The organism is uncultured Rikenella sp., from assembly GCF_910579375.1.
GTDB lineage: Bacteria > Bacteroidota > Bacteroidia > Bacteroidales > Rikenellaceae > Rikenella.
In genome coordinates this window covers 17,753-37,731 of record NZ_CAJTUJ010000008.1, presented here as the reverse complement: position 1 = coordinate 37,731, position 19,979 = coordinate 17,753, and the positions used below count along the sequence as shown (strand labels likewise).

General features: G+C 57.7%; 24 protein-coding genes. All 24 read left to right on the top strand.

All coding sequences use genetic code 11. From position 1 onward, the window contains the following. Positions 1 to 442: 442 nt before the first annotated feature. The 24 genes from QZ302_RS01970 (at position 443) to QZ302_RS01855 (ending at position 19,979) form a co-directional block, all read left to right on the top strand. Complete coding sequence (locus QZ302_RS01970; protein WP_294591882.1) at positions 443 to 1,456, top strand: NAD(P)H-dependent glycerol-3-phosphate dehydrogenase; 1,014 nt, start codon at positions 443 to 445, stop codon at positions 1,454 to 1,456. Positions 1,457 to 1,466: 10 nt separating this feature from the next. Next, on the top strand, positions 1,467 to 2,822 hold the full coding sequence (locus tag QZ302_RS01965) for a glucose-6-phosphate isomerase (protein ID WP_294591880.1): 1,356 nt from the start codon (positions 1,467 to 1,469) through the stop codon (positions 2,820 to 2,822). Between the two features lie 154 nt (positions 2,823 to 2,976). Then, positions 2,977 to 3,276 carry a hypothetical protein gene (locus QZ302_RS01960; RefSeq protein WP_294591879.1) on the top strand — a complete coding sequence of 100 codons (300 nt, stop codon included), beginning with the start codon at positions 2,977 to 2,979 and terminating at the stop codon, positions 3,274 to 3,276. 44 nt (positions 3,277 to 3,320) lie between these two features. Beyond that, positions 3,321 to 5,354, top strand: coding sequence for a DNA mismatch repair endonuclease MutL (gene mutL / locus QZ302_RS01955; protein WP_294591876.1), 2,034 nt, complete (start codon positions 3,321 to 3,323; stop codon positions 5,352 to 5,354). A 38-nt stretch (positions 5,355 to 5,392) separates the two neighbouring features. Then, positions 5,393 to 5,683, top strand: a complete 291-nt coding sequence (locus QZ302_RS01950; protein ID WP_294591874.1) for a hypothetical protein — start codon at positions 5,393 to 5,395, stop codon at positions 5,681 to 5,683. A gap of 1,321 nt (positions 5,684 to 7,004) precedes the next feature. Continuing rightward, positions 7,005 to 7,403 (top strand): 30S ribosomal protein S8, encoded by a 399-nt coding sequence (gene rpsH, locus QZ302_RS01945; RefSeq protein ID WP_294591872.1) that lies wholly within the window; start codon positions 7,005 to 7,007, stop codon positions 7,401 to 7,403. 28 nt (positions 7,404 to 7,431) lie between these two features. Then, positions 7,432 to 7,989 carry a 50S ribosomal protein L6 gene (gene rplF, locus QZ302_RS01940; protein WP_294591870.1) on the top strand — a complete coding sequence of 186 codons (558 nt, stop codon included), beginning with the start codon at positions 7,432 to 7,434 and terminating at the stop codon, positions 7,987 to 7,989. A 13-nt stretch (positions 7,990 to 8,002) separates the two neighbouring features. Further along, positions 8,003 to 8,365, top strand: a complete 363-nt coding sequence (rplR, locus tag QZ302_RS01935) for a 50S ribosomal protein L18 (RefSeq protein ID WP_294591867.1) — start codon at positions 8,003 to 8,005, stop codon at positions 8,363 to 8,365. Positions 8,366 to 8,389: 24 nt separating this feature from the next. Beyond that, positions 8,390 to 8,908 (top strand): 30S ribosomal protein S5, encoded by a 519-nt coding sequence (rpsE, locus tag QZ302_RS01930; protein WP_294591865.1) that lies wholly within the window; start codon positions 8,390 to 8,392, stop codon positions 8,906 to 8,908. 80 nt (positions 8,909 to 8,988) lie between these two features. Continuing rightward, entirely contained in the window at positions 8,989 to 9,171 is a 183-nt protein-coding gene (gene rpmD, locus QZ302_RS01925) for a 50S ribosomal protein L30 (RefSeq protein WP_294591863.1), read from the top strand. A gap of 35 nt (positions 9,172 to 9,206) precedes the next feature. Continuing rightward, positions 9,207 to 9,653, top strand: coding sequence for a 50S ribosomal protein L15 (gene rplO / locus QZ302_RS01920; protein ID WP_294591861.1), 447 nt, complete (start codon positions 9,207 to 9,209; stop codon positions 9,651 to 9,653). 35 nt (positions 9,654 to 9,688) lie between these two features. Next, positions 9,689 to 11,017: a preprotein translocase subunit SecY gene (gene secY, locus QZ302_RS01915; protein WP_294591858.1), complete on the top strand. Its 1,329-nt coding sequence runs from the start codon at positions 9,689 to 9,691 to the stop codon at positions 11,015 to 11,017. Between the two features lie 118 nt (positions 11,018 to 11,135). Further along, positions 11,136 to 11,921: a type I methionyl aminopeptidase gene (gene map, locus QZ302_RS01910; protein WP_294591856.1), complete on the top strand. Its 786-nt coding sequence runs from the start codon at positions 11,136 to 11,138 to the stop codon at positions 11,919 to 11,921. Between the two features lie 41 nt (positions 11,922 to 11,962). Continuing rightward, a complete protein-coding gene (gene infA / locus QZ302_RS01905; RefSeq protein ID WP_294591854.1) occupies positions 11,963 to 12,181 on the top strand; it encodes a translation initiation factor IF-1 in 219 nt (72 codons plus the stop codon). A 58-nt stretch (positions 12,182 to 12,239) separates the two neighbouring features. Next, positions 12,240 to 12,356 carry a type B 50S ribosomal protein L36 gene (gene ykgO, locus QZ302_RS01900; protein WP_027290520.1) on the top strand — a complete coding sequence of 39 codons (117 nt, stop codon included), beginning with the start codon at positions 12,240 to 12,242 and terminating at the stop codon, positions 12,354 to 12,356. Between the two features lie 107 nt (positions 12,357 to 12,463). Further along, positions 12,464 to 12,844, top strand: coding sequence for a 30S ribosomal protein S13 (rpsM, locus tag QZ302_RS01895; RefSeq protein WP_294591850.1), 381 nt, complete (start codon positions 12,464 to 12,466; stop codon positions 12,842 to 12,844). Between the two features lie 39 nt (positions 12,845 to 12,883). Next, positions 12,884 to 13,270: a 30S ribosomal protein S11 gene (rpsK, locus tag QZ302_RS01890; RefSeq protein ID WP_294591848.1), complete on the top strand. Its 387-nt coding sequence runs from the start codon at positions 12,884 to 12,886 to the stop codon at positions 13,268 to 13,270. Positions 13,271 to 13,389: 119 nt separating this feature from the next. Continuing rightward, positions 13,390 to 13,998 (top strand): 30S ribosomal protein S4, encoded by a 609-nt coding sequence (gene rpsD / locus QZ302_RS01885; RefSeq protein ID WP_294591846.1) that lies wholly within the window; start codon positions 13,390 to 13,392, stop codon positions 13,996 to 13,998. A 26-nt stretch (positions 13,999 to 14,024) separates the two neighbouring features. Continuing rightward, positions 14,025 to 15,017 carry a DNA-directed RNA polymerase subunit alpha gene (locus QZ302_RS01880; protein ID WP_294591844.1) on the top strand — a complete coding sequence of 331 codons (993 nt, stop codon included), beginning with the start codon at positions 14,025 to 14,027 and terminating at the stop codon, positions 15,015 to 15,017. Positions 15,018 to 15,025: 8 nt separating this feature from the next. Beyond that, complete coding sequence (gene rplQ, locus QZ302_RS01875; RefSeq protein WP_294591842.1) at positions 15,026 to 15,556, top strand: 50S ribosomal protein L17; 531 nt, start codon at positions 15,026 to 15,028, stop codon at positions 15,554 to 15,556. Positions 15,557 to 15,680: 124 nt separating this feature from the next. Next, positions 15,681 to 16,988 (top strand): phosphopyruvate hydratase, encoded by a 1,308-nt coding sequence (eno, locus tag QZ302_RS01870; RefSeq protein ID WP_294591840.1) that lies wholly within the window; start codon positions 15,681 to 15,683, stop codon positions 16,986 to 16,988. Positions 16,989 to 17,150: 162 nt separating this feature from the next. Then, entirely contained in the window at positions 17,151 to 17,990 is an 840-nt protein-coding gene (locus QZ302_RS01865; protein WP_294591838.1) for an inositol monophosphatase family protein, read from the top strand. A 13-nt stretch (positions 17,991 to 18,003) separates the two neighbouring features. Then, complete coding sequence (locus QZ302_RS01860; RefSeq protein ID WP_294591836.1) at positions 18,004 to 18,933, top strand: lysophospholipid acyltransferase family protein; 930 nt, start codon at positions 18,004 to 18,006, stop codon at positions 18,931 to 18,933. Next, a complete protein-coding gene (locus QZ302_RS01855) occupies positions 18,930 to 19,979 on the top strand; it encodes a glycosyltransferase family 2 protein (RefSeq protein ID WP_294591834.1) in 1,050 nt (349 codons plus the stop codon). The genes QZ302_RS01860 and QZ302_RS01855 overlap by 4 nt, the downstream gene beginning before the upstream one ends.

Genomic DNA, 19,979 nt, shown 5'->3' with positions numbered 1-19,979 from the left:
GGGCCTGCGCGCTGGGCCTTCGGCCCACCCTCGGAGCGCGCAGCCCGAAACCGGCAGAATTGGGGCAGAGAACCGGGCCAAGCTTTTGCGGCTCGTAGAGTCGCGCGGGCCGAAGCCTCCCGCGGCGTAGGCCCGCAACTGACGTTGCTATGGGCTCCGCAGGCTTCGTCCGCTTGAACGAAAGATGAGCAGGCCGAAACCGAAAGAATGTAATATAAGCGAACGGTAGTTTGGTCTGAACTCCCGGGCCTCCGCCCCACTGAAACAATGGCCCATTCATCTGCTAAAACTTTTGAATTCAGCCAAAAACACAGCCCGCCGATACAATCCCCAACTGTTCAGCCCCAAGCCCGGCCCAGTCTTTCCTGTCGGGTCCATTCGCAGCAGTCCGCCGCTCCACTCCTCAAAAAAATCGCTATCTTTACCCTGTCAAACTATTTCGATGTCACCCACCCCCATACACAGAGACCCCCGCTGCGCCGTCGTCGGATACGGCAGCTGGGCCACAGCCATCGTCAAGATACTCCTCGAAAACGGGAACGACGTCCGGTGGCACGTGCGCAACCCGGAAGTCGCAGAACACCTCCGCAAGCACGGGAACAACCCTAAATACCTCAGCCAAATACACTTCCGCAGCGACAGACTCGCCATCAGCGACGACGTCGCTGCCGTCGTGCGGGAAGCGGACGTTATTATCTTCGCCGTGCCCTCCGCCTTTCTGGAACTCACCGTCGCGCCGCTCGCACCGGACGCCCTGGAAGGGAAATTCATCGTCTCGGCCATCAAAGGAATCGTACCCGACGGCTACCTGACCGTCGCCGAGTGGTTCAACCAGCGATACGGCGTGCCCTTCGACCGCATCGGGATCGTCACCGGGCCGTGCCACGCCGAAGAGGTCGCCCTCGAACGCTTGTCCTATCTGACCCTAGTCTGCAAAGAGCCGGACGTGGCGGAGCGGCTCGGAGAGAAATTCGCCTGCGAACACATCCGCATCTCCACCTCGACCGACATCTACGGCGCCGAATACGCGGCGGTGCTCAAGAACATCTACGCCATCGCGGTGGGCATCGCCCACGGACTGGGCTACGGAGACAACTTTCTGGCCGTGTTGATCTCGAACGCGGCGATGGAGATGGAACGCTTCCTCGGCGGGACTTTCGCCGCCGAGCGGGATATCTGCCGGTCGGCTTACCTGGGCGACCTGCTCGTCACCTGCTACTCGCAGTTCAGCCGCAACCGGACGTTCGGCGTGATGATCGGCAAGGGATACTCGGTGCGGAACGCCCAGATGGAGATGAACATGGTGGCCGAGGGATACTACGCCGCCGACTGCATCCACCGGCTGCGGTCGCGGTTCGGCATCGAGATGCCGATCGCCGAGGCGGTGTACGGCATCCTCTACGAACGGCGCGCGCCGAGGACGGAGATTGGGAGTATTTTGGATCAACTCAAATAACGCACAGACTATGAAAAGTGTAAACGTACGCATCGACAAGATTTTCGAACCGGCCTCGGCGGTGACCGCAGCGGACATCGCCGCCCTGCGGCCGGAGATCGAACAGGGCAACGCCCTGCTGCACAGCGGCGAGGGAAAGGGGAACGACTTTCTGGGGTGGGTGAACCTGCCGTCGTCGATCACCCCGGCGCAACTCGATGAGATTCAGGAGGCAGCGAATGTGCTGCGGAACGAAGCCGACCTGATCATCGCGATCGGGATCGGGGGCTCCTATCTGGGGGCCAAGGCGGTGCTGGAGGCGTTGAGCGGCTCGTTCGACAGCCTCGCGACTCCTAAGAAAGGAGTGAATCCGCGTGTGCTCTTCGCCGGGCAGAACATCAGCGAGGACTACACGTGGGAGCTGATGGAGGCGACCAAAAATTATGACATCGCGGCGATCGTCATCTCGAAATCGGGGACGACCACCGAGCCGGCGATCGCCTTCCGGATTATCCGCGACGAGATCGAACGGCGGTACGGCAAGGAGCATGCGGCGCGGCGCATCGTGGCCGTGACTGACGAATCGAAGGGGGCGCTGCGCAAGCTGGCGGATACGGAGGGGTATCGCACCTTCGTGATTCCGGACAACGTGGGGGGACGGTTCTCGGTGCTGACGCCGGTGGGATTGCTGCCATTAGCGGTGGCGGGGATCGATGTGCGCGGACTGGTGGCGGGGGCTGCGGAGATGGAGCAACTGACGGCCGAGGCGTCGTTCGACGAAAATCCGGCGATGCAGTATGCGGCGGCGCGGACGGCTCTGTATCGGGCCGGGAAGAAGATCGAAATACTCGCTTCGTACGAACCGAAGCTGCAAAACATCGGCGAGTGGTGGAAACAGCTCTACGGCGAGAGCGAGGGGAAAGAGGGCAAGGGTATTTTCCCGGCCTCGGTGACCCTGACGGCGGACCTGCACTCGATGGGGCAGTATATCCAGGAGGGGGAACGGACGATGTTCGAGACGGTGATCCGGGTGGCGGAGCCGGCGCACACGTTCCGGATCGAAGCCGACAAGGAGAACCTGGACGGGCTGAACTTCCTCGCAGGCAAACGCATCGGCGAGGTGAACGGGATGGCGATCCTCGGGACAATGCTGGCCCATGTGGACGGCGGGGTGCCCAACATCGTCGTCGAGCTGCCGCGCATCGACGCCCACACGATCGGGGCGCTGCTCTATATGTTCGAAAAGGCGTGCGGCATCAGCGGCTATGCGCTGGGCGTCAACCCGTTCGACCAGCCGGGGGTGGAGGCCTACAAGAAAAATATGTTCGCCCTGCTCGGCAAACCGGGCTACGAAGCCGAGGGAGAAAAGCTCCGGAAGCGGCTGTAACCGCCGCCGCTCTTTTGCGACCATCGAGCGCCCGGCCACGAACCAAGGTTCGTGGCCGGGCGCTCCATGTATGAACACACCCCCGCACAATTCTCCGACACCGAAATCCGTTCGGAATATGTTATCTTTGTACCGACCAAAACACACGACCGCCATGGCAGGATTCATAGGATTCGGGCGCAAGCCCCGTCAGTTCGAATACAAACCCCGCTACTGGGATCCGGAAGCCGAAGAGCGAAAAACGCGGCGGCGGATGATCCTCGGCGACGACTACGCCGAGGGAGAGTACCGGCCGGGGATGTACATCCGCGAGCGGCGTCTGCTGCGGATGCAGGAGCAGGAGCGCGAACGGGCGCAGCGGCAGAAACGCAACTCGATCCGCACGGTGCTCTTTCTGGCGGGCGCGGTGGCGGTGCTCTACCTCATGTTCAACTACCTCGGGCGGGCGATGTAGCCTCTTCCCCCGCTGATTCCACACTTCATTTAATGCAATAACCCGTGTCGAACGACCTGATACAGATACTTCCCCACACCGTCGCGAACCAGATCGCGGCCGGCGAGGTGGTGCAACGGCCCGCCTCGATGGTCAAAGAGCTGATGGAGAACGCGGTGGATGCCGGAGCTCATGCCGTGAGCGTCGTCGTGCGCGACGGCGGCAAGAGCCTCGTGCAGGTGATCGACGACGGATGCGGGATGGCGACCGGCGATGCGGTGGTCTGCTTCGCGCGCCATGCGACATCGAAGATTCGGGAGTCGGAAGACCTCTTCGCTTTGCGAACATTCGGTTTTCGCGGCGAGGCACTCGCCTCGATCGCCTCGGTGGCCGAGGTCGAGCTTCGGACGAAGCGCGAGGAGGACGAGGTGGGGACACTGGTGACCATTGCCGGGGGAACGGAGGCCGACGCGCGCACCGAAAGCGTCAGCTGTCCGAAGGGAACGCAGATTACGGTACGCAACCTCTTCTTCAACACCCCGGCGCGGCGGAAATTCCTCAAGGCCAATCCGACGGAGACCAAGCAGGTCATTACAGAGTTCCAGCGCGTCGCGCTGTGCCATCCGGAGATGGCTTTCACCTTAGTGGCGGACGACAAGACGCTGTTCAGCCTGGCGCCGGGCGGGCTGCGGCAGCGCATCGCGGCGGTCGTGGGACGCAAGACGGGAGACAAACTCTTGGATGTGGAGGTCGATACTCCGATTGTTCGGATCGGCGGCTACATCGGGCTCCCGGCGACGGCCAAAAAGAGCGGCGGCGAACAGTTCTTCTTCGTGAACGGGCGCTATTTCCGCAGCTCGTACCTGCAAAAGGCGGTGGTGAACGGATACAACAAACTGCTGCCGTACGGCTACACGCCGTCATATTACATCTATATCGAGGTCGACCCGTCGCGCATCGACGTGAACATCCACCCGCAGAAGACCGAAATCAAGTTCGAGGAGGAGCAGGCGTTGTGGCAGATGCTCGCTTCGGCGGTGGGGCGGAGCTTGGGGCGGCACAACATCGTGCCGATGCTCGACTTCGACAACCCGACGCCGATCGACATTCCGGTTTACAACCCGTCACCGCGACGAGATGCGGACGGGAGCGGTTCGGGCATCGGAAGCGGGAGGCGCATGCCGCCTCCGCCGCCGGCAGCGACTCGCGATGACTACAACCCGTTCCGCAGCTACGACCGCAAGGAGTGGGACACGCCGGCTACGACCGATTTCGGAATGGGGGGCAGGTCGGGGAGCGCGCGGGCGGCTTTCGAGGATCCGGAACAGGCGCCGTTTACGGAGATGATTCCGCCCGACCTGCTGATTCCGGACTTCGGCGGAAGCAACGGCGGGAGTGAGGCGAACGGCAACGATACATTGCAAGGGACTTTGCCGCTGGAAACGACGACCGAGTTTTTCGTCGACGATGAAACGATTCGTTCTGCGGCGAACGGCATGCCGGACGACACGACGGCCCGGGCATTGGTGTTCGGGGCGGGGAAATATATCGCTACGGCAACGGCGGACGGGCTGGTGATCATCGATCGGGCGCGGGCGCGGATGCGGATTTTGTACGAGGAGTTTTTGCAGCGGATGGAGAACGACTTTTCGGTGGTGGGCCAGCGGGATCTCTTTCCGGAACGGATCGAACTGGCGGCGGCCGACCACTTTCTGCTGGTCGAACACACGGCGGAGCTGGCGGCGATGGGGTTCGACATCCGGGATATGGGAGGGACGACGGTGGTGGTCTACGGGCTGCCGGTCGAGATGGGCGAGAGCGCGGCTCCGGCACAGGCGGTGGAAGAGCTGCTCCGGCAGATCAAGGAGGAGGGAGTCTCGCTGCGGGACAACCACCGCGAACGGCTGGCCGAGGCGATGGCCCGGAGCTGTTGCGCTCCGCTCTTCGCTGCGGGCGGAGCGGGTTCTGTGACGACGATGGAGGCGGAGGCGTTGATACGCAAACTGTTCAGCTGCGACGAGCCTAACTATACGCCGGACGGGCGACCGGTGATGAGCGTCGTGTCGGCGCTGGAGGCGGAGAAACGGCTGAAACGCTGATACGCGTCGAACAACAGGGTTAGAGGCGACCAGTGGAAATGCGTGAGTATTTCCCGTCCACGCACCCGTTGGATGTTTTGTTAAGGTTGTTTCTGCCTTATAGCCAGCGCGCGGACAAAAGATTTGGGCCGTCGGCAGCTGGAGGATGCGTCAGCATCCGTCTAAAGTTTTTCTGGTTCTTTTTGTTCACAACCGACGCTACCAGCGAGGGCAATGCAAACAAAGTTTGCAAATTGCCGAGCGGCGAGGAGGAAAACAAGCGGAGCGAAGTTAAAAAGAACAGTACCCGTCCGGGCAATGACCAGATCGCGCGCCACGCCTTAAGATAAGAGGGGAATCGTCAAAATGCACTTGTGTGTTTTGACAAGATTTCTCCAGGCGCGCAAACTGGGTTGGGCCGTCAGCAGTTTGAGGATGCGTAAGCATCCGTCTAAAGTTTTTTCGGTTCCTTTTGTTCACAAAAGGAACAGTTCGAGGCGGGACAAAGATCTCCCAAGGCGCGCGAACGAAGAACGGGGCGCGCGAAAACGTGGCGGAGCGACAGCGGAGCCGCAGTGAGGCGGACACGGGGCAGAGAATTGGGGCGAGCTTTGGGCTGTGCTTGTTCTTCAGGCGGGAAACCGTAATCGGTTTTCCCGCCGCGCTGGGCCGAGCATTTGGCCGAGCATCTGCGGCTCTTTGAGCCGCGCAGTTCGCCGCCACCCCACGCGGCGGACTGCACTCGACGGAGCCCGTTGCAGTCACCGCTGGCGGCGAACCTCGCAAAATTGAGGCGGTGGATTGGGCTGAACTCTTGCGACCCTTTAGGGTCGCCGGCCTTGTCGCCGAGGCGCGGAGCGCCTCGGGGGAGTGGGCGACAGGCCGAACCCGACAGCTTTGGGCGGTGAACGAGGTGTTGCTCTTGCGACCCTTTGGGTCGTGCGGGCCGGACGCCTTCGGGAGGCCCGCAACACGCCGCTCACGCGTCGAAAATTGCGATATCTCCCGGGCGTCCAGCCCACTTCATCCAAGAGCGTAAATGATACGGGTCGGAGCCAGCGTGGCCTAAAACGAGCTCCGCAAACGAGCTTCGCGAAGTTGCAGGCCTACGCCTGAGGTGGCTCCGGCCCGGGCGGTTCTTCGAACCGCAAGATTCCACTCAAAAGTAGGGTAGATGCGGCCAGTTGCTTGGGGTAGCTTTCGGGTAGAGGCTGCCCTTATTTTTAGGGTAGACCCGGCCCTTTGCCCCCCGCGGGCCCGCGGCGTTTATTCCGAGAGGCAACGCAACTGAAAACCGTAGGCACGACGATACGCATTGCAGGCATTGAGGCTCGTCACGCCGAAACTCAAGAACACCCCGTTAGCCCCGCTGGCCGTGAGCGACCAGCTGTAGCCATAGTTGCCGTCGCCACCCGATTCGCCCGAGGCGTAGTTGCGGAAGCCCGGAGCACCCGGCCCTGCTCGAAACCCGTGCCGATTTCAAAACAACCCTCTCCGCATCAAAGAATCCCTCTTTCGTCGAAATCGGAAAGAAAACCCTTCTAATAATTTGATTATAAAGGAATAGTTTGTAACTTTGCCACTCTTTACGGCCAGTTGTATCGTCTGCACTTGTAGGCACGATGGCTGCAATGTATTGATAAACAAAGAAAAACAACTCATTTTTTAACCATGACAGATCCGATAGCAGATCTTCTGACTCGTATCAGAAACGCGGTGAAAGCCAACCACAAAGTGGTTGAAGCTCCCGGCTCGAAAATCAAGCAAGAGATCGTACGCATCCTCCATGAACAGGGCTACATCCTCGCTTACAAATTCGGAAAAAACGAAAAAGGCTTCTCTACCATTAAGATAGCCTTGAAGTACCATCCCGAAACCAAAACTCCGGCGATCAAAGCTTTGACGCGCGTGAGTCGGCCGGGATTGCGGCAGTACTCCAACGCGGCCGAGATGCCGCGGGTGATGAACGGCCTCGGAATCGCCATCGTCTCTACCTCTAAAGGGGTGATGACCGATAAACAGGCGCGGCGGGACAATGTGGGCGGCGAAGTGCTGTGCTACGTATATTAATCAACACTCACAATCAAGACAATACGCAATGTCAAGAATCGGAAAATTACCTGTAAACCTGCCTAAAGGCGTTACCGTTACCGTGGGCGCCGATAATGTGGTCAGCGTGAAAGGCCCTCTCGGACAACTTTCTCAGAAAGTCGATCCGGACATCACCGTGAAGGTCGAGGGAGAAGAAATCCATGTGACCCGGCCGACCGATCAGCCGCGGCACCGGTCGATGCACGGGCTTTATCGTGCGCTGATCGCCAATATGGTGCACGGCGTTTCGACCGGATATGAAACCAAACAGGAACTCATCGGCGTCGGTTTCAAAGCCGAAGTCAAGGGGCAGATCCTGGAGTTGAGCTTGGGGTATTCGCACGATATTCATATCATGCTCCCGGCGGAAGTGAAAGCCGAAGCTTTTGCGGAAAAGAAAGGGAACCCTATTCTGACCCTCAAGAGCGCGGACAAACAATTGCTCGGACAAGTGGCAGCCAAGATCCGCTCGCTGCGCAAGCCGGAACCGTATAAGGGTAAAGGTATCAAGTTCGTGGGCGAACAACTGCGGCGTAAGGCAGGTAAGTCGGCTAACTCCAAATAACAGCTAAGAAACAATGGCACTCACTAAAATAGCAAGACGCGCACGCATCAAGATGCGCATTCGCAAAATCGTGAACGGAACGGCTGAAGCTCCGCGCCTGACGGTTTTTCGCAGTAACAAGCAAATCTACGCTCAGGTGATCGACGACCGGGCCGGAAAGACCTTGGCATCCGCTTCGTCGCTGGACAAAGAGGTGGTTGCGGCGGCTAAAGGACTGAAAAAGACCGAAGTAGCGGCCCTCGTGGGGAAAGCGGTGGCTGCGAAAGCAATTGCTGCCGGAATCTCCGGAGTCGCTTTCGACCGCAACGGATACCTCTATCATGGGCGTGTGAAACAACTCGCTGAAGCGGCACGCGAAGGCGGGCTGAAATTCTAACACATTCCATAACAACCGATTATTATGTCAGCAAACAACATAAAAAAAGTACGCACCAGCGACATCGAACTCAAAGATCGGCTGGTAAGTATTCAGCGCGTGACGAAAGTGACCAAAGGGGGACGTACCTTCACTTTTTCCGCTATCGTCGTCGTGGGGAATGAAAACGGCATCGTGGGCTACGGCTTGGGGAAAGCTTCCGAAGTCACCGCAGCGATCGCCAAAGGGGTGGAAGACGCCAAGAAAAACCTCATCAAAGTGCCGATTCTCAAAGGGACCATTCCGCACGAACAGGTGGCTAAATTCAGCGGCTCCAGAGTGTTGCTGCGTCCGGCATCTCCCGGTACCGGGGTGATTGCAGGGGGGGCTATGCGTGCCGTGCTGGAAAGCGTCGGCGTGAAGAACGTGCTCGCTAAGAGTAAAGGCTCTTCGAACCCGCACAACCTCGTTAAGGCGACGGTTACCGCGTTGGCCGAACTGCGCGATGCCGTGACCATTGCCGAAACCCGCGGGATTTCACTCACCAAAGTATTCAACGGGTAGTTCTCGCATCGAGCGGTTTCGGCGCCTCATGCCGTTGATCCCAGAGATACCCCAACAACCAACAGTAACTATACAGCGAAATGGCCATAGTTAAAATCACCCAGACCAAAAGCCGCATCGGTGCAACCAAAATGCAACGGGCCAATTTGGACGCGCTCGGGCTCCGCAAGATTCGCCAGAGCGTTGAACACAACAAATGTCCTCACATCTTGGGCATGATCGAGAAGGTAAAACATCTCGTTGCCGTTGAAGACGTTAAATAACCGATTTTCTTAACTCCAGAGAGACACTTAAGATTATGAACCTCAGTAATATCAAACCCGCCAAAGGCTCCACGCACAGCGAAAAACGCATCGGACGCGGACAAGGGTCGGGATACGGCGGAACTTCTACCCGTGGGCATAAAGGCGCCCAGTCGCGGTCGGGGTACAAGAGCAAACGCGGTTTCCAGGGCGGTCAGATGCCGCTGCAACGCCGGTTGCCGAAATTTGGGTTTACCAACATCAATAAAGTCGTTTTCAAGACGGTTAACCTCGGCGCTATCGAAGCCTTGGTGGCTAAGACGGGGGCGACTGCGATCGGGCAGGCTGAACTCGTTGCGGCGGGTCTTGTATCGAAGAACGATGTGGTGAAAATTCTCGGTACCGGGACTTTGACCAAAAAGGTGGACGTTACGGCCAACGCCTTCTCGAAAACCGCTCAGGCGGCCATCGAAGGACAGGGAGGGACGGTAACTAAACTGTAAACGATTCGTTTTCCATTGCCTACCTTTTTCGGCTCATGAAAAAATTAATAGACACCATTCGGAACATCTTCAAAATCGAGGAGCTGCGGAATCGCATCCTCTACACTTTGGGGCTGCTTCTGATTTATCGGCTGGGGAGTTTCGTCGTGCTGCCGGGGATCAATCCGGAAGCACTCTCCGGATCGGGACTCCAGAAACAGACCGCTGACGGGATTTTGGGGCTGCTCGACATCTTCTCTGGGGGGGCGTTCTCCAATGCGTCGATCTTTGCATTGGGGATTATGCCTTATATCTCCGCTTCGATCGTGATCCAGCTTCTCGGGATTGCGATTCCGTACTTCCAGAAATTGCAGAAGGAAGGCGAAAGCGGACGGCGGAAGATCAATCAGTGGACCAGATATCTCACCATCGGGATTCTCCTGATTCAGGCGCCGGCGTATTTGGCTAACTTGAACTATCAGCTGCTGCCTTCCGCATTCGTGCTGGGGGCCGGATCGTTCCTCTTCACGTTCAGTGCGACGATGGTCTTGATTGCCGGGACGATGTTTGTGATGTGGCTCGGCGAGAAGATCACCGACAAGGGGATCGGGAACGGGGTATCCTTGATCATTATGATCGGGATTATCGCCAGACTCCCGCATGCGTTCCTTGCTGAGATGAACGCCCGGTTTACGACGGCAGGCGGGGGATTCGTCATGCTGATCGTGGAATTGGTGCTGCTGTTCCTCGTGTTTGCGGGGACGATTGCCTTGGTGCAGGCCGTTCGGAAGATTCCCGTGCAGTATGCCAAGCGGATCGTCGGGAATAAACAGTACGGCGGCGTTCGGCAATACATCCCGCTCAAGATTAATGCTGCCGGGGTGATGCCGATCATCTTCGCACAGGCGATCATGATGCTGCCGCTGATCTTCACCAAATTCGAAGCTACGCAAGGTTTGGGGGCTGTTTTCGGTAATATTTACGGTTTTTGGTATAACCTCGTGTTCGGCCTCTTGGTGATGGCCTTCACCTACTTCTATACCGCCATTACCGTCAATACCAACCAGATGGCCGACGACATGAAGCGAAACGGCGGTTTCATTCCGGGTATCAAACCGGGGAAACAGACGGCCAGCTATTTGGACACCATTATGACCCGGATCACCTTGCCGGGGTCGATCTGCCTCGCGATCGTGGCGATTCTGCCGGTCTTCGCGCGGATGATCGGCGTCGACGGACAGTTCGCCTTGTTCTACGGCGGAACTTCCCTGTTGATCCTCGTCGGGGTGGTGCTGGATACTTTGCAGCAGATCGAATCCCACCTGCTCTTGAGACACTACGACGGTCTGATGAAGAGCGGGCGGATGAAAGGACGCTTGAACTAACGTCTCGGGGATGGGGCGGACGGTCATCTATGATTGTTCGCACCCTTGATCCGAACCGAATCGTTCGAGCGACCCGTAGAACCGGATTTCGAGAAAAAGGTTCTTCTATTATATATAAATGATATACCTGAAAACCAAAGAGGAGATCGAACTGCTGCGCCAAAGCAACCAGCTCGTCAGCCGCACCTTAGCCCTTGTGGGGCGTAACATCCGTCCGGGAGTTACCACCCGGGAGCTGGATGCTTTAGCTGAGGAGTATATTCGTTCGCAGGGCGCAGTGCCGAACTTCAAAGGTTACGGAGGCTTTCCCGCCACACTCTGTATGTCGGTGAACGAACAGATCGTGCACGGGATTCCGTCGGGTTATGCTTTGCAGGAGGGCGACATCTTGTCGGTAGACTGCGGCGCATTTATGAACGGTTTTCATGGCGACTCCGCCTACACATTCGCTGTAGGAGGTATGGACAGCTTGGCGCCTCGTGTGCGCGAGCTGCTGGACGTCACCAAGGAAGCCCTTTATAGAGGTGTTGCGCAGGCGCATGTCGGAAATCGCATCGGCGATATTTCCCACGCCGTACAGGAATATGCACAGGGACATGGAATGACCGTCGTACGCGAAATGGTCGGACATGGACTCGGACGCCACCTGCACGAGGAGCCGCAGGTTCCCAACTACGGGAAACGCGGCAGCGGGCCTCGGCTGAAGGCCGGCATGGTGCTCTGTATCGAGCCCATGATCAACCTCGGCACCCGGAACGTCATCTTTGAACGGGACGGTTGGACTGTCAGAACCGCCGACCGGAAGCCCTCTGCGCACTTCGAATTCGCCGTGGCGATTACCGAGCAGGGGCCGGATGTCCTCACCACTTTCGAGTATATCGAAAAAGGGCTGCCGATCGATTGAGACCGGCGGTTCGCAAAGCAATGCTTTAACCAATCAACCGAATGGCCAAACAAGCAGCGATTGAAAAGGACGGTACCATTATCGAAGCCCTGTCCAACGCCATGTTCCGCGTGGAGCTGGACAACGGTCACATAATCACCGCCCACATCTCCGGAAAGATGAGGATGCACTACATCAAGATTCTCCCCGGGGATAAAGTAAAGGTCGAAATGTCCCCCTACGATTTGTCGAAAGGACGCATTTCGTTCCGCTACAAGTAATTTTGCAGGCCGACCCTCTCTCAGGGGCGGAACCACTGAAAGAAAACAACACAACACGATGAAAGTCAGAGCATCCATCAAAAAACGCAGCGAAGACTGCAAAATCGTACGCCGCAAAGGGCGCGTGTACGTCATTTGCAAGAAAAACCCCAAACTCAAGATGCGTCAGGGGTGATTGGCTACTCCTTTGGGGCATCCCTCTATTTATATAGTTTGATGCCACGGGGAGAGCGAGTCGAAACTGAGTTTTAAACCATTCCAAGAAAAAGACAAAACACACATATGGCACGTATTGTCGGAGTCGATTTACCGAAAAATAAACGAGGCGTAATCGGTCTCACCTACATCTACGGCATCGGGAGAAGTACCGCCGCCATTATTCTGGAGAAGGCCGGTATCGACCAGGATACCAAAGTGAAAGACTGGACCGACGAACAGGTCGGCGCCATCCGTAACGTGATTGCCAGCGAAGGGCTGCGCGTCGAAGGGGAACTGCGTTCCACGATCCAGCTCAATATCAAACGCCTGATGGACATCGGTTGCTACCGTGGGATTCGGCATCGTCTGGGGCTTCCCGTGCGCGGGCAGAGCACCAAAAACAATGCCCGGACCCGGAAAGGACGCAAGAAAACCGTTGCCAACAAGAAAAAGGCAACCAAGTAGTTAATCGGTTATCCTAACTCCAATTAGGCAGAGAAAATTATGGCAAAGAAAACATCAGTCAAAAAGAAAGTCGTGAAGGTAGATGCCCTCGGTCAGGCACACATCCACTCGACATTCAATAACGTCATCATCACCCTCACCAACGGCGAAGGACAGGTCATCAGCTGGAGCTCCGCCGGGAAGATGGGCTTCCGGGGATCGAAGAAAAACACCCCGTATGCAGCGCAGACCGCAGCGCAAGATTGCGCCAAGGTCGCTTATGACCTCGGGCTGCGCAAAGTGAAAGTGTATGTCAAAGGGCCCGGTTCGGGACGCGAATCCGCTATCCGCACCATCAACGGTGCCGGGATCGAAGTGATCGAAATCGTCGACGTTACCCCGCTGCCCCATAACGGTTGCCGTCCGCCGGCACGTCGTCGTGTCTGATCTTCGGTCGCTTTCGCAGACCTGTGCTTCACAGCGATGCCCATAAAGCACCGGAAGATCGCATAAAGCGGATCATTTTACCATACCTTTCAACAAAGACAAAAAAGTAAAAACACAAAATGGCACGTTATACAGGACCAAGAACCAAAATCGCCCGTAAATTCGGCGAACCTATCTTCGGGTCGGACTCTTCATTCGAAAAGAAGAACTATCCCCCGGGACAGCACGGCCTCAATCGGCGGCGGAAAAAAGTCTCCGAATACGGCGTACAGCTCAAAGAAAAGCAGAAAGTAAAGGCACTCTACGGGATGCTCGAAAAGCAGTTCCGGCGTACTTTCGAAGCTGCGGAACGGGCTGGCGGTGTGACCGGCGAAGTGCTGCTCCAACTCCTCGAATCGAGACTGGATAATGTCGTGTACCGGATGGGGATTGCACCCACGCGCGCTGCCGCGCGGCAGTTGGTGTCGCACCGGCATATCACTGTGGACGGCAATGTGGTGAACATCCCGTCGTACCAGTTGAAACCGGGGCAGATCGTTGCCGTTCGGGAAAAGTCCAAAGCCTTGGAAGTGATCCAGAACGCGTTGGGCTCCAACCAGCGCAGCCGCTTCTCGTGGCTCGAATGGGACGCCGCGTCGATGTCCGGGAAATTCATGCAGAAACCCGAACGCGCCGAAATTCCCGAAAACATCAACGAACAGTTGATCGTCGAACTCTACTCTAAATAGTAATTAATCGAGGAGTACACACAACTATGGCTATATTAGCATTCCAGAAGCCCGACAAGGTGATCATGCTTGACTCCACGGCCTCGTTCGGACGGTTCGAATTCCGTCCCCTGGAGCCGGGATACGGCATCACCGTGGGCAATGCACTCCGTCGAATACTCCTGTCGTCGCTCGAAGGTTACGCCTTTACCACCGTACGGATACCCGGCGTAGACCATGAGTTCGCTTCCATCCCCGGAGTGATGGAAGAGATGATAGAAATCATTCTCAACCTCAAGCAGGTACGCCTCGTGCGGACCGTCGAGAACATTGAATCCGAAAAGGTGGTGGTGAACGTGGCCGGAGTGACTGAACTGACGGCCGGTTACCTCTCCAACTTCATGACCGGATTCAAAGTGCTCAATCCGGACTTGCTGATTTGCCGCCTCGAACCCGACGTGAAGTTCCAGATCGAACTCACTATCGGCAAAGGCCGCGGGTATGTGCCGGCCGAAGAAAACCGGCCGGCCGATGCACCGTTCGGACTCCTGCCGATCGACTCGATCCACACGCCGATCAAGAACGTGAAGTACGCGGTCGAAAACTACCGCGTCGAACAGAAGACCGACTACGAAAAACTCACCATCGAGATTACCACCGACGGATCCATTCATCCCAAGGAGGCGCTCAAGGAGGCGGCCAAGATTCTGATCTTCCACTTCATGCTCTTTTCCGACGAAAAGATCACCCTTGAAACCGAAGAAAAGGCGACCACCGAAGAGTTTGACGAGGATATCCTCCACATGCGGCAACTGTTGAAGACCAAGCTGACGGAGCAGGATCTGTCGGTGCGGGCCTTGAACTGCCTCAAAGCGGCAGAAGTGGAGACGCTGGGCGAACTCGTGCGGTTCCAGCGCAGCGACCTCTTGAAATTCAGAAATTTCGGGAAGAAATCCTTGTCCGAACTCGACGAACTGCTCGCCAACCTGAACCTCCACTTCGGGATGGACGTCGCTAAGTACAAACTTGACAAAGACTAAACACAACCATGAGACATAACAAAACCGTAAACCACCTCGGGCGGCAGGCTTCGCACCGCAAAGCCTTGATGGCGAATATGGCCGTGTCGTTGATCCTCCACAAACGAATCAGCACCACCCTCGCTAAGGCTAAAGCCCTCAGGACTTACGTGGAACCGATCATTACCAAATCGAAAGACGACTCGACCCATTCGCGGCGTATGGTCTTCGCTTACCTGAAAAACAAGGAAGCCGTGACCGAACTCTTCCGCGAAGTCGCTCCGAAGATTGCGGAACGGCCGGGCGGATACTGTCGTATCCTGAAGACCGGATTCCGGCAGGGGGATGGGGCCGAAACCTGCTTCATCGAACTTGTAGACTTCGACACCGAATACACCCAGAACGGCGGCGCAGCTAAGAAAGGCGCTGCGAAGGGACGGACTCGGCGGGCCGGTGGGGCTAAGAAAACCGCGACTGCGACGGAGAATGCGACTCCGGCAGCGGAAACGCCGGTTGCGGAAGTTGCTGCGGTGGAAGCGGTGGCTGCCGAAGTCGAATAATTTGCATAGTCAGAAACAAAGTACTATTTTTGAGGGGTGTTTACCGATATGCGGTAGACACCCCTCGATTCTTTTCGGAATCGGGCTGAACGAGGCTCAAATACCTAATAATCAACAATAAGAAATGGGACAAATCATCAGTGTACATGCCCGCGAAATTCTCGACTCGCGCGGTAATCCGACCATCGAAGTGGAAGTACTCACCGCCAGCGGCGCTTTCGGGCGTGCAGCTGTGCCGAGCGGCGCATCAACCGGCGAAAACGAAGCCCTCGAACTGCGCGACGGCGACAAAGGACGCTACCTCGGGAAAGGGGTGCTCAAAGCGGTGCAGAATGTCAATGACGTGATTGCCAAAGAAATCGTCGGCATGATGGTGACCGACCAGGTCGGGATCGACAAGACCATGATCGCACTGGACGGGACGCCCACCAAGTCGAACCTCGGCGCCAATGCCATTTTGGGCGTATCGCTGGCTTGTGCCAAAGCTGCGGCTAATTATGTCGGGGTGCCGTTGTATCGCTACATCGGCGGTTCGAATGCCAAAACGCTGCCGGTGCCGATGATGAACATCATCAACGGCGGTTCGCACTCGGATGCGCCGATCGCTTTCCAGGAATTCATGATCCGTCCGGTAGGCGCTACCTCGTTCCGCGAAGGCTTGCGGATGGGGGCAGAGGTGTTCCATGCTCTCAAGAAGGTGCTGCATGACCGCGGCCTTTCGACCGCAGTGGGCGACGAAGGCGGGTTCGCACCGACCTTGAAAGGTACCGAAGACGCCATCGAATCGATCATCGAAGCCATTAAAAAAGCCGGTTACAAACCGGGTCGGAAGTGCGAAGGGGGTGATGTGTCGATCGGTATGGACTGCGCATCGTCGGAATTCTATAAGAACGGCGTTTACGACTACACCATCTTCGAAGGGGATAAAGGGGCTAAACTGACCTCTGACCAGCAGGTGGAATACCTGAAAGGGTTGGTGACCAAGTACCCGATCGACTCGATCGAAGACGGTATGAGCGAAAACGACTGGGAAGGGTGGCAGAAACTGACCGCAGCGATCGGCGACAAGTGCCAGCTGGTCGGCGACGACCTGTTCGTGACCAACGTCGAGTTCTTGAAGAAAGGGATCGAAATGGGTTGCGGGAACTCCATCCTGATCAAAGTGAACCAGATCGGCTCGCTGACCGAGACCTTGGATGCCATCGAAATGGCGCACCGTGCAGGCTATACCAGCGTGACCTCGCACCGTTCGGGCGAAACCGAGGATGCTACCATCGCCGATATCGCCGTGGCTACCAACTCGGGCCAGATCAAGACCGGTTCGATGAGCCGTTCCGACCGGATGGCCAAATACAACCAGCTCCTCCGCATCGAAGAGGAACTCGGGGACGAGGCTATCTACGGATATACCAAGATCTACCGCCAGAAATAGTTCGTCCGGCTTCTTTTTTGAAGCGGATCAGGTAACGAAAAGGCTTGCACCGGAAGGGGCAAGCCTTTTTTATGCGGCATATCCTCCAAAAATTCCCCCTTTTGTACGGATTATCCGTTGCAAGAATCACTATCTTTGTGTAATCATCCGAAAAAGCGTCGCATGGAACAGACGAAGAACAACATACCGGTCGATTGGGAACCGATCTGTACCCGCGTCCGGGAGATCGCGCGGGAGGCAGGAGACTATATTGCCGCCGAGCGGAAGCGATTTACCGCCGACCGTGTCGAAGTCAAGGGCGTGCACAACTTCGTCTCGTATGTGGACAAAGGGGCCGAGCGGATCATTGTCGAAGCCCTCGGCGCTTTGGTGCCCGAAGCCGCCTTTGTGGCCGAAGAGGGCTCGGGACGCGTCGATGCCGAGGCGCCGTACCAGTGGATCGTCGATCCGTTGGACGGCACCACCAATTTCGTACACGGATTGCCGCCCTATGCCGTTAGCATCGCATTGTGGGATACGCAGACCAAAGAGGCGGTTGTCGGGGTGGTGTACGAAGTCACGTTGCAGGAGAGCTTCTACACCTGGAAAGGGGCTTCGGGGGCTTTCTGTAACGGGGAGCCGATACACGTCTCCGAAGTGGCCGGTGTCGACGACGCGCTGGTGCTGACCGGACTGGCCTACGGGCTGGATGCGAAAGTCGTGGAGCATTTCGAACGGAGCTTCGCCTACTTCAATCGCAACAGCCATGGAGCGAGACGGTTGGGGTCGGCGGCGACGGATTTGGTCTATGTGGCATGCGGGCGGGCCGATGCCTTTTATCACATCAACCTCTCGCCGTGGGACGTGGCGGCCGGCGCGTTTATCGTGCGTCAGGCGGGCGGAGTCGTGACCGATTTCGCCGGCGGAACGGACTATACGTTCGGGCGGAGCGTCGTGGCGACCAACCCGTTGGTGCGGGACGAAATTTTCCGGCTCGTGGCCGGCACAGAGTTTATCAAATGACGTTTGTTCTCGGATGCTGACCTACTATTTCGTCTATCCTTTCGCCTGGGTGCTCGGGAAACTGCCTTATAAAGTGCAGTTTCTCTTCTCCGACCTCGTGCGGTGGGTGTTGTACAGCGTCGTGCGTTACAGGCGTGGAGTCGTGCGGGCCAACTTGCTCGCCTCGTTTCCCGAGAAGAGCGAGAATGAGCGGCGGAGGATCGAACGTGCTTTCTATGCCCATCTGGCGGACGTGTTTATCGAAACCCTCTCGCTGACTTCGGCCACGGAGAAACAGGTGAGGCGGCGGATGAACTACCTGAACTTGGACGAGGTCGCTTCGTGGACGGGCGACCGCTCTTGGATATCGGCCATGGCCCATTACGGCTCGTGGGAGTACACCACGAATTTCGGCCTCTATAGCGCACCGAGCACCACGCTGGCCGTTTACCGGCCGTTGAGTAATCGGGGAGCCGATCGATTCTATCGGAAGATCCGGAGCCGGTTCGGAGTAGTTCCGGTGCCGATGCACGAAGTGGGGCGCGAGATGGTACGTCGGCATCGGGCCGGAGAGCGGGTGACCCTGGCGTTGATTGCCGACCAGACTCCGGCGTGGCCGGAGATACAGAACTGGACGATGTTCCTCGGTCGGTGGACGCCGTTTTTCGTGGGAACCGAGAAACTGGCCGTGCGGAGCGGGATGCCGGTGCTGTTCCTCGACATGCGGAAGGTGCGGCGGGGATATTATGAGGCGCGGTTCGAGCTCTTGTACGACGGGGTCGAACGGGTCGAGCCGGGCGAAATCACCCGGCGGTATGCCGAGCGGCTGGAGCGGATGATTCGCACGCGGCCGGAGTTGTGGATGTGGTCGCATCGGCGGTGGAAGCACAACCGAGAGTCGTGGATGGAAGCCCACGGGCGGCAGATTGTCGAGGACAAAACGGACGGAGGCGAGGGGCGATGAGGCTGGCGGTCGTGATCCTGAACTGGAACGGCGAAGCGTTTTTGCGGCGGTTCTTGCCGGGGGTGATTGCCTGTTCGACGGGGGAGGGGGCGCCGGAGGGGTGCGAGGCGACGGTCGTGGTGGCCGACAACGGATCGACGGACGGGTCGGTGCGTTGGCTGGAGGAGGCTTATGTCTCGGTGGACCATCCGTGGGTGAGACTTTTGGCTTTCGACAAGAACTATGGCTTTACAGGCGGTTATAACCGGGCCTTGGCGCACGAATCGCTGGTTTCGTTCGACGCTTATCTGTTGCTCAACTCCGACGTGGAGGTGACGCCGGGATGGCTGGAGCCGTTGGCGGCGCTGTTCGAGGCGGAACCGACCGTCGGCGCGGCGATGCCGAAACTCAGGGCTTATGACCGGCGGGAATATTTCGAGTATGCGGGGGCGTCCGGCGGATTTATCGACCGATTGGGCTATCCGTTCTGTCGGGGGCGGATCTTCGGTACGGTAGAACAGGACGAGGGACAGTACGATACGGTGCGCGATGTTTTTTGGGCGACGGGGGCGGCTTTATTGGTACGGGCCGAGGCGTGGCGACGGTCGGGCGGGCTCGAAGAGGCCTTTTTCGCCCACATGGAGGAGATCGACCTCTGTTGGCGGCTCCATCGAATGGGTTGGCGCGTGGCGGTGGTTCCGCAGTCGGTGGTCTATCACGTGGGGGGCGGCGCGTTGCCGGCCTCTTCGCCACGGAAAATTTATCTTAATTTTCGGAATAATTTAGCGATGCTTTATCGCAATTTGTCGCTCGGGCATTTTGCGGTGATCTATTTGATCCGCTTCTGGCTCGATGGGGGACAGGCAGCGGTCTATCTCTGCACCGGTCGGAGCGCATTCGCCGGGGCAGTGGTGCGGGGGCATCGGGATTTCTGGTGCCGGATGCGGCGCGGTTTGCGGCGCGAACGGTGGAACGGCTTTGCGCTGCCGTCGCCGAGGGTGATGTATCGCGGGAGTGTCGCGCTGCGGTATCTGTTCGGGCGGCGTCGGTTCGGAAAAATGATGTAG

Bases quoted from the DNA above. Each gene is read 5' to 3' on its own strand.
- rpsM (WP_294591850.1), top strand. From the start codon at position 12,464: ATGGCACGTATTGTCGGAGTCGATTTACCGAAAAATAAACGAGGCGTA.
- QZ302_RS01970 (WP_294591882.1), top strand. From the start codon at position 443: ATGTCACCCACCCCCATACACAGAGACCCCCGCTGCGCCGTCGTCGGA.
- rpsK (WP_294591848.1), top strand. From the start codon at position 12,884: ATGGCAAAGAAAACATCAGTCAAAAAGAAAGTCGTGAAGGTAGATGCC.
- ykgO (WP_027290520.1), top strand. From the start codon at position 12,240: ATGAAAGTCAGAGCATCCATCAAAAAACGCAGCGAAGACTGCAAAATC.
- secY (WP_294591858.1), top strand. From the start codon at position 9,689: ATGAAAAAATTAATAGACACCATTCGGAACATCTTCAAAATCGAGGAG.
- map (WP_294591856.1), top strand. From the start codon at position 11,136: ATGATATACCTGAAAACCAAAGAGGAGATCGAACTGCTGCGCCAAAGC.
- rplF (WP_294591870.1), top strand. From the start codon at position 7,432: ATGTCAAGAATCGGAAAATTACCTGTAAACCTGCCTAAAGGCGTTACC.
- infA (WP_294591854.1), top strand. From the start codon at position 11,963: ATGGCCAAACAAGCAGCGATTGAAAAGGACGGTACCATTATCGAAGCC.
- rpsH (WP_294591872.1), top strand. From the start codon at position 7,005: ATGACAGATCCGATAGCAGATCTTCTGACTCGTATCAGAAACGCGGTG.
- QZ302_RS01860 (WP_294591836.1), top strand. From the start codon at position 18,004: ATGCTGACCTACTATTTCGTCTATCCTTTCGCCTGGGTGCTCGGGAAA.
- QZ302_RS01880 (WP_294591844.1), top strand. From the start codon at position 14,025: ATGGCTATATTAGCATTCCAGAAGCCCGACAAGGTGATCATGCTTGAC.
- eno (WP_294591840.1), top strand. From the start codon at position 15,681: ATGGGACAAATCATCAGTGTACATGCCCGCGAAATTCTCGACTCGCGC.
- rplO (WP_294591861.1), top strand. From the start codon at position 9,207: ATGAACCTCAGTAATATCAAACCCGCCAAAGGCTCCACGCACAGCGAA.
- rplQ (WP_294591842.1), top strand. From the start codon at position 15,026: ATGAGACATAACAAAACCGTAAACCACCTCGGGCGGCAGGCTTCGCAC.
- QZ302_RS01950 (WP_294591874.1), top strand. From the start codon at position 5,393: ATGCGTGAGTATTTCCCGTCCACGCACCCGTTGGATGTTTTGTTAAGG.
- rplR (WP_294591867.1), top strand. From the start codon at position 8,003: ATGGCACTCACTAAAATAGCAAGACGCGCACGCATCAAGATGCGCATT.
- QZ302_RS01855 (WP_294591834.1), top strand. From the start codon at position 18,930: ATGAGGCTGGCGGTCGTGATCCTGAACTGGAACGGCGAAGCGTTTTTG.
- rpsD (WP_294591846.1), top strand. From the start codon at position 13,390: ATGGCACGTTATACAGGACCAAGAACCAAAATCGCCCGTAAATTCGGC.
- QZ302_RS01960 (WP_294591879.1), top strand. From the start codon at position 2,977: ATGGCAGGATTCATAGGATTCGGGCGCAAGCCCCGTCAGTTCGAATAC.
- rpmD (WP_294591863.1), top strand. From the start codon at position 8,989: ATGGCCATAGTTAAAATCACCCAGACCAAAAGCCGCATCGGTGCAACC.
- rpsE (WP_294591865.1), top strand. From the start codon at position 8,390: ATGTCAGCAAACAACATAAAAAAAGTACGCACCAGCGACATCGAACTC.
- QZ302_RS01865 (WP_294591838.1), top strand. From the start codon at position 17,151: ATGGAACAGACGAAGAACAACATACCGGTCGATTGGGAACCGATCTGT.
- QZ302_RS01965 (WP_294591880.1), top strand. From the start codon at position 1,467: ATGAAAAGTGTAAACGTACGCATCGACAAGATTTTCGAACCGGCCTCG.